The organism is Streptomyces sparsus, from assembly GCF_054776295.1.
Window position 1 is genome coordinate 1 of the sequence record NZ_BAAHCA010000163.1, and the last position, 7538, is coordinate 7538.

At 71.0% G+C, this 7538-nt stretch carries 6 protein-coding genes; 4 read left to right on the plus strand and 2 right to left on the minus strand.

The annotated features are described in order from the left end of the window. Positions 1–154: 154 nt before the first annotated feature. The 3 genes from ACYVE9_RS10810 to pth all read left to right on the plus strand — a co-directional run bounded on the left by ACYVE9_RS10810 (position 155) and on the right by pth (position 2664). On the plus strand, positions 155–1132 hold the full coding sequence (locus ACYVE9_RS10810; RefSeq protein WP_461027561.1) for a ribose-phosphate diphosphokinase: 978 nt from the start codon (positions 155–157) through the stop codon (positions 1130–1132). Between the two features lie 227 nt (positions 1133–1359). Beyond that, positions 1360–1947 (plus strand): 50S ribosomal protein L25/general stress protein Ctc, encoded by a 588-nt coding sequence (locus tag ACYVE9_RS10815; protein ID WP_461027562.1) that lies wholly within the window; start codon positions 1360–1362, stop codon positions 1945–1947. A gap of 123 nt (positions 1948–2070) precedes the next feature. Next, positions 2071–2664, plus strand: a complete 594-nt coding sequence (gene pth, locus ACYVE9_RS10820) for an aminoacyl-tRNA hydrolase (RefSeq protein ID WP_461027563.1) — start codon at positions 2071–2073, stop codon at positions 2662–2664. Positions 2665–2718: 54 nt separating this feature from the next. Here the strand turns inward: pth and ACYVE9_RS10825 are convergent, their stop codons facing one another. After that, complete coding sequence (locus tag ACYVE9_RS10825) at positions 2719–3396, minus strand: TetR family transcriptional regulator (protein WP_461027564.1); 678 nt, start codon at positions 3394–3396, stop codon at positions 2719–2721. Further along, positions 3393–4391, minus strand: coding sequence for an acyl-CoA desaturase (locus ACYVE9_RS10830; RefSeq protein WP_461027565.1), 999 nt, complete (start codon positions 4389–4391; stop codon positions 3393–3395). The genes ACYVE9_RS10825 and ACYVE9_RS10830 overlap by 4 nt, the downstream gene beginning before the upstream one ends. Before the next feature lie 343 nt (positions 4392–4734). Between ACYVE9_RS10830 and ppc the strand changes: the two genes are divergently transcribed. Beyond that, the gene (ppc, locus tag ACYVE9_RS10835) at positions 4735–7488 is read left to right on the plus strand and encodes a phosphoenolpyruvate carboxylase (protein ID WP_461027566.1); all 2754 of its coding nucleotides are present in this window, start codon (positions 4735–4737) and stop codon (positions 7486–7488) included. Positions 7489–7538: the final 50 nt, after the last annotated feature.

Below are 7538 nucleotides of genomic sequence, written 5' to 3' on the forward strand. Positions count from 1 at the left end.
CAAGCGGCCGGGCAGCGCCGCCGCCCAGGCGGCGAAGTCCGCCGCCGAGCCGGACACCGACGGCCGGTGACCGCGCCCGGTCCGGCGCGGAGGCTCGCCGGTGAGGGCGTACGGTGAGACACGCACATCTGGCAGAACCCAAGGAGACGGTGCAGTGACCGGGATCAAGACGACCAGCGAGAAGAAGCTGATGCTCTTCTCCGGCCGCGCCCACCCGAAGCTGGCGGAGGAGGTGGCCAGCGAGCTGGGAGTGGACCTGGTCCCGACGAAGGCGATCGACTTCGCCAACGGTGAGATCTACGTCCGTTTCGAGGAGTCGGTGCGGGGCGCCGACTGCTTCCTGATCCAGAGCCACACCGCGCCCATCAACAAGTGGATCATGGAACAGCTCATCATGATCGACGCGTTGAAGCGGGCGTCCGCGCGCAGCATCTCGGTGGTCATCCCGTTCTACGGGTACGCCCGCCAGGACAAGAAGCACCGCGGCCGCGAGCCCATCTCGGCCCGTCTGATGGCGGACCTGCTGATGGCCGCCGGCGCGCACCGCGTGGTCAGCGTCGACCTGCACGCCGACCAGGTCCAGGGCTACTTCGACGGCCCCGTGGACCACCTGTTCGCGCTGCCGCTGCTGACCGACTACATCGCCGACCGGGTGGACCGGGAGAAGCTCACCGTCGTCTCCCCGGACGCCGGCCGGGTCCGGGTCGCGGACCGCTGGGCGGACCGGCTGGGCGCCCCGCTGGCCATCGTGCACAAGCGCCGTGACCCGGACGTGGCGAACCAGGTCACCGTGCACGAGGTGGTCGGTGACGTCCGGAACCGGGTGTGCGTCCTGGTCGACGACATGGTGGACACCGGTGGCACGATCTGCGCCGCGGCGGACGCCCTGTACGCCAACGGTGCCGAGGACGTCATCGTGACCGCCACCCACGGCATCCTGTCCCACCCCGCGCCGGACCGGTTGAAGAACTCCAAGGTCAGCGAGTTCGTCTTCACCAACACCCTCCCCACCCCGGAGGAGTTGGACCTCGACAAGGTGACGGTGCTGTCCATGGCCCCGATGATCGCCCGCGCGGTCCGCGAGGTCTTCGAGGACGGCTCGGTGACCAGCCTCTTCGAGGAGCCGAGCTGACACGTCCGCCGTACGGCGCCCCGGTGCCGCGGCGGGCCGGCCGGCCCCGTGCCGGAGAACGTGATCGATTTCTGCTGCGGCCTCCCCGCCGGGTAGCATCTGCGATGTTGCTCGGCGAGGGAGGCCGCACTCCTTGGTGCGGTTGTCCGTTATCGACGTGCTCTTCGTAGCAGGCCTGTCGTGGGCCGGGTGACGGTCACATCCGTCCCAGTACGAGGAGCCGAACCATGGCCGACGTCAACATCTCCGCCACCATCCGCCGCGAGTTCGGCAAGGGCGCCGCCCGCCGGCTGCGCCGCGAGGAGAAGATCCCCGCGGTCATCTACGGCCACGGCGCCGACACCGTGCACGTCGAGCTGCCCAGCTACGACATGATGATGGCGCTCAAGACCTCCAACGTCCTGATCACCCTGGACGTCGAGGGCCGCAAGGAACTCGTCATCCCCAAGGCCGTGCAGCGCGAGGCCATCCGCGGCTTCCTGGTCCACGTGGACCTGCTCACCGTCAAGAAGGGCGAGAAGGTGCACGTCGACGTGCCGCTGGTCGCCGACGGTGACCTGGGCCCCGGCCAGCACATCCTCGAGTACGCGCTCAACTCGCTGCCCGTCGAGGCCGAGGCCACCCACATCCCGGAGTCGTTCCACGTCTCCGTCGAGGGCCTCGTCGCCGGTGACACCATCCTCGCCAAGGACGTGCCGCTGCCCAAGGGCACCACGCTGCACGTGGACGAGGACACCGTCGTGATCCAGGTCCTCGCCGCGCAGGCCGAGGAGCCCGCCGCCGAGGGCACCGAGACCGACGAGTCCGCCGCGTAACACCTGCTGTTCCGTCCCGCCGGGCCGGGCCCGACCGTCCTGCGTACGGTCGGGCCCGGCCCGGCGCACGGCTCCGGCGGAGCCGTCGACACCGTCCGTCCGACGCCCCGCGGGAGCGCACCGATGAGCGATACGTCCACCGACCTGTGGATCGTGGCCGGCCTGGGAAACCCCGGCCCCGACTACGCCGGCAACCGGCACAACGCCGGCTTCCTCATCGCCGACCTGCTGGCCGAGCGCATGGGCGCCCGCTTCAAGACGCACAAGGCCCGCGCCCAGGTCGTCGAGGGCCGCGTCGGGGCTCCGGGGCCGGACAGCCGGCGGGTCGTGGTGGCCAAGCCGATGTCGTTCATGAACCTCTCCGGCGGCCCGGTCACCGCGCTGCGCGACTTCTACAAGGTCCCCGTCGAGCGGCTCGTCGTGGTGCACGACGAGCTGGACATCGACTTCGGGGCGCTGCGCCTGAAGAAGGGCGGCGGTGACAACGGCCACAACGGGCTGAAGTCGATCACCAAGTCGCTGGGGCCGGACTACCACCGGGTCCGGTTCGGCGTGGGACGCCCGCCGGGCCGCATGGCCGTCGCCGACTACGTGCTGCGGGACTTCTCGGCGACCGAGCGCAAGGAACTTGACTACCTCGTCGACCGGGCCACCGACGCGGTGGAGACCCTGCTGATCGACGGACTGGACCGGGCGCAGACCACCTACAACTGCTGACGCCCGCCCACCCGGCCCGCGGGCACGCACGGGCCGACCGGCCCGGACGGGCCGTCAGGAGCGGCGGTGGCCGATCAGGCGGGGCTTCTGCTCCATCCCGTCCAGGCCGTGCCAGGCCAGGTTCACCAGGTGTGCGGCGACCTCGGCCTTCTCGGGCTTGCGCACGTTGAGCCACCACTGCCCGGTCAGGGCGACCATGCCGACCAGGGCCTGCGCGTAGAGCGGCGCCAGCTTCTCGTCGAAGCCCCGGGCCTTGAACTCGTGCCCGAGGATGTCCTCGACCTGGGTGGCGATGTCGCTGATCAGTGAGGCGAAGGTGCCGGTCGACTGCGCCACCGGCGAGTCCCTCACCAGGATGCGGAAACCGTCGGTGTACTGGTCGATGTAGTCGAGCAGCGCGAACGCCGCCTGCTCCAGCAGCTCGCGCGGATGGCCGGCGGTCAGGCCGTCGGTCACCATGTCCAGCAGCTGCCGCATCTCCCGGTCGACCACGACCGCGTAGAGGCCCTCCTTGCCGCCGAAGTGCTCGTAGACCACCGGCTTGGAGACCCCGGCCTTGGCCGCGATCTCCTCCACCGAGGTGCCTTCGAAGCCGCGCTCGGCGAACAGCTGGCGACCGATGTCGAGCAGCTGCTCCCTACGTTCCTTGCCCGTCATGCGCCGACGTCCTCGGCGGGAGGGGGCGGTCTTGTCCTGGGTGCTGCTCTCGTCGGTCGCCACGGGCTCCATCATGCCGCTTCGGTCTTCTCCGCCCTGCGGCGGGAAGTCGGTTCCGTGGAGCGGCGGGCGTCGAGGCGGCTCTGCTTCGGCCAGCGCACGTCGTACGCCCAGCCGGCCTTCTCGAACCAGCGGATCAGGCGGGCGCTGGAGTCGATCTGGCCGCGCTGCACACCGTGCCGGGCCGAGGTGGGGTCGGCGTGGTGCAGGTTGTGCCAGGACTCACCGCAGGACAGCACCGCCAGCCACCACACGTTGCCGGACCGGTCCCGGGACTTGAAGGGGCGGTTGCCGACGGCGTGGCAGATGGAGTTGATCGACCAGGTGACGTGGTGCAGCAGCGAGACGCGGACCAGCGAGCCCCAGAAGAAGGCGGTCAGCGCGCCCTGCCAGGACCAGGTGACCAGGCCGCCGACCACCGGCGGGATGGCCAGCGACACCACCGTCCACAGCAGGAACTGGCGGGAGATGCGGCGGATCGCCGGGTCCTTGACCAGGTCGGGGGCGTAGGTGTGCTGCGGGGTCTTCTCGGTGTCGAACATCCAGCCGATGTGCGCCCACCACAGGCCCTTCATCAGCGCGGGCACCGTCTCCCCGTAGCGCCACGGCGAGTGCGGGTCGCCCTCCGCGTCGGAGAACTTGTGGTGCTTGCGGTGGTCGGCCACCCAGCGCACCACGGGACCCTCGACGGCCAGCGAACCCGCCACCGCCAGGGCCAGCCGGAGCGGTCGCTTCGCCTTGAAGGCGCCGTGCGTGAAGTAGCGGTGGAAGCCGATGGTGATGCCGTGGCATCCCAGGAAGTACATGCCGACGAGCAGGCCCAGGTCGAGCCAGCTGACTCCCCAACCCCAGGCCAGCGGCACGGCCGTGAGCAGCGCGGCGAACGGGACGACGATGAACAGCAGCAGCGTGATCCGCTCCAGCTGTCCGCGGCGGTCGCCCCGGAGGGTGGCGTCGGGGGCGGTCGTCGACCGGGTGGCGCTCTCGGCCAGTTCGGGTGTCGTGGTCATTCTGCGTCCTCGGAAGGCTCAGTCACTCAGGTAATTCGGAAGGCATATGCCACTCGGGTCACTGGGGTGACTCCGGTAACGCGTTCGGGGGCTTGCAGCCGGGTTGTGAGCCCCGGTCCCTTACGCAACCGTAACCTACGGTTTCGTAAGTACGGAAGGACTTCCTCCGGTCGTCCTGCTCCGGCCCTCCCTCCCCCGGCCGGAGGAGCCGGCGACCGACCGTTGTGTGGACACCTCAGACCGGCTCCAGCAGGGGCCGCTTATCCTGGGTCGGTCGGACAGCGCGGTCCGTGACCTGCCAGAAGCGAAATGCCGCCGAGAAAGCTGCAAGGAGCCGCCCCTCATGAGCAGTGCCGACGCCCGCCCGGTGACCCCGGAGAACGCCGAGAGCACCGACACCAGCAGCGCCCTACGAGCCGACATCCGCCGACTGGGTGACCTGCTCGGCGAGACCCTGGTACGGCAGGAGGGCCCGGAGACGCTGGAACTCGTCGAGCGCGTCCGGGCGCTGACCCGCAGCGACGGCGAAGCCGCCGCCGAGCTGCTCGGTGAGACCGATCTGGAGACCGCCGCCAAGCTCGTCCGTGCCTTCTCCACCTACTTCCACCTCGCCAACGTCACCGAGCAGGTGCACCGCGGCCGGGAACTGCGCGCCCGCCGGGCGACCGAGGGCGGGAGCCTCGCCCGCACCGCCGACATGCTCAAGGACGCCGACCCCGCCCACCTCACGCAGACCGCGAAGAACCTGGGCGTGCGGCCCGTCTTCACCGCGCACCCCACGGAGGCCGCGCGGCGCTCGGTCCTGACCAAGCTGCGGAAGATCGCCGAGCTGCTCGACACCGTCGAGGACACCGAGCGGCGGCGCACCGATCTGCGGCTGGCCGAGAACATCGACCTGATCTGGCAGACCGACGAGCTGCGGGTGGCCCGTCCCGAGCCCACCGACGAGGCCCGCAACGCCGTCTACTACCTGGACGAGCTGCACCGCGGCGCGGTCGGTGACCTGCTGGAGGACCTGGCCGCCGAGCTGGAGCGGGCCGGCGCCCCGCTGTCCGCCGACAGCCGCCCGCTGACCTTCGGCACCTGGATCGGCGGGGACCGCGACGGCAACCCCAATGTCACCCCGCAGGTCACCTGGGACGTGCTGCTGCTCCAGCACGAGCACGGCATCAGCCAGGCGCTGGAGCACGTCGACGAACTGCGCGGCGCGCTCTCCAGCTCCATCCGCAACTGCGGCGCCACCCAGGAACTGCTCGACTCCCTCGCGCACGACCTGGAGCAGCTCCCGGAGATCACCCCGCGCTACAAGCGGCTCAACGCCGAGGAGCCGTACCGGCTCAAGGTCACCTGCGTGCGGCAGAAGCTGCTCAACACCCGTGAGCGGCTCGCGAACAGCACCGCGCACGTGCCCGGCCGGGACTACCTGGGCACCGGCGAACTCCTCGACGATTTGGTGGTCGTGCAGCGGTCGCTGCGCGAGAACCGCGGCGAGCTGATCGCCGACGGCCGCCTGGAGCGGGTGCTGCGCACCCTGGCCGCGTTCGGCCTCCAGCTCGCCACCATGGACGTGCGTGAGCACGCCGACGCCCACCACCACGCACTCGGCCAGCTCTTCGACCGGCTCGGCGAGGAGTCCTGGCGGTACGAGGACATGCCGCGCGACTACCGGCACCGGCTGCTGGCGAAGGAGCTCCGCTCCCGCCGGCCGCTCGCCCCGGCCCCGGCCCCGCTGGACGCGGCCGGCGCCAAGACGCTCGGGGTGTTCGAGACGGTCCGCAAGGCGCTGGACACCTTCGGCCCGGAGGTCATCGAGTCCTACATCATCTCGATGTGCCAGGGCGCCGACGACGTGTTCGCCGCCGCGGTACTGGCCCGCGAGGCCGGGCTGATCGACCTGCACGCCGGCTGGGCCCGCATCGGCATCGTGCCGCTGCTGGAGACCACCGACGAGCTGAAGATCGCCGACGAACTGCTCGACGCCATGCTGTCCGACCCCTCCTACCGGCGGCTGGTCGCCCTGCGCGGCGACCTCCAGGAGGTCATGCTCGGCTACTCCGACTCCTCGAAGTTCGGCGGCATCACCACCTCGCAGTGGGAGATCCACCGCGCCCAGCGGCGGCTGCGTGACGTCGCCCACCGGCACGGCGTCCGGCTGCGGCTGTTCCACGGCCGCGGCGGCACCGTCGGCCGCGGCGGCGGCCCCACCCACGACGCGATCCTCGCCCAGCCCTACGGCACGCTGGACGGCGCGATCAAGGTCACCGAGCAGGGTGAGGTCATCTCGGACAAGTACCTGGTCTCGTCGCTGGCCCGGGAGAACCTGGAACTGACGGTCTCGGCCACGCTGCAGGCGGCGGCGCTGCACACCGCGCCGCGCCAGTCCGACGAGGCGCTGGCCCGGTGGGACGCGGCGATGGACACCGTCTCGGACGCCGCGCACCAGGCCTACCGGCGGCTGGTGGAGGACCCGGACCTGCCGGCGTACTTCTTCGCCGCGACCCCCGTGGACCAGCTGGCCGAACTGCACCTGGGCTCGCGGCCCTCGCGGCGGCCCGACAGCGGCGCCGGCCTGGACGGGCTGCGGGCCATTCCGTGGGTGTTCGGCTGGACCCAGTCCCGGCAGATCGTGCCGGGCTGGTTCGGTGTGGGCAGCGGGCTGAAGGCGGCCCGCGAGGCCGGCCTCGACGGGGTGCTGGAGGAGGCCCACGGCAACTGGCACTTCTTCCAGAACTTCCTGTCCAACGTCGAGATGACCCTCGCCAAGACGGACCTGCGGATCGCCCAGCACTACGTCGAGACGCTCGTCCCGACCGAGCTGCGGCACGTCTTCGACACGATCCGGGCCGAGCACGCCCTGACCGTCGAGGAGGTGCTGCGCATCACCGGCGAGTCCGCGCTGCTGGACGCCAACCCGGTGCTGAAGCAGACCCTGAAGATCCGGGACGCCTACCTGGACCCGATCTCCTACCTCCAGGTGGCGCTGCTGGACCGGCAGCGGCAGGCCGCCGAGCGCGGCGAGGAGCCGGACCAGCTGCTCTCCCGGGCGCTGCTGCTCACCGTCAACGGCGTCGCGGCCGGGCTGCGCAACACCGGCTGACGCGGCAGCCATCCGGTGGCGGGCGGGGACGGCGGGATGAGGCCCGTCGT

Excerpts from the sequence above, each read along its gene's own strand:
- ACYVE9_RS10815 (WP_461027562.1), top strand. The coding sequence starts at position 1,360 with ATGGCCGACGTCAACATCTCCGCCACCATCCGCCGCGAGTTCGGCAAG.
- pth (WP_461027563.1), top strand. The coding sequence starts at position 2,071 with ATGAGCGATACGTCCACCGACCTGTGGATCGTGGCCGGCCTGGGAAAC.
- ACYVE9_RS10825 (WP_461027564.1), bottom strand. The coding sequence starts at position 3,396 with ATGATGGAGCCCGTGGCGACCGACGAGAGCAGCACCCAGGACAAGACC.
- ACYVE9_RS10830 (WP_461027565.1), bottom strand. The coding sequence starts at position 4,391 with ATGACCACGACACCCGAACTGGCCGAGAGCGCCACCCGGTCGACGACC.
- ppc (WP_461027566.1), top strand. The coding sequence starts at position 4,735 with ATGAGCAGTGCCGACGCCCGCCCGGTGACCCCGGAGAACGCCGAGAGC.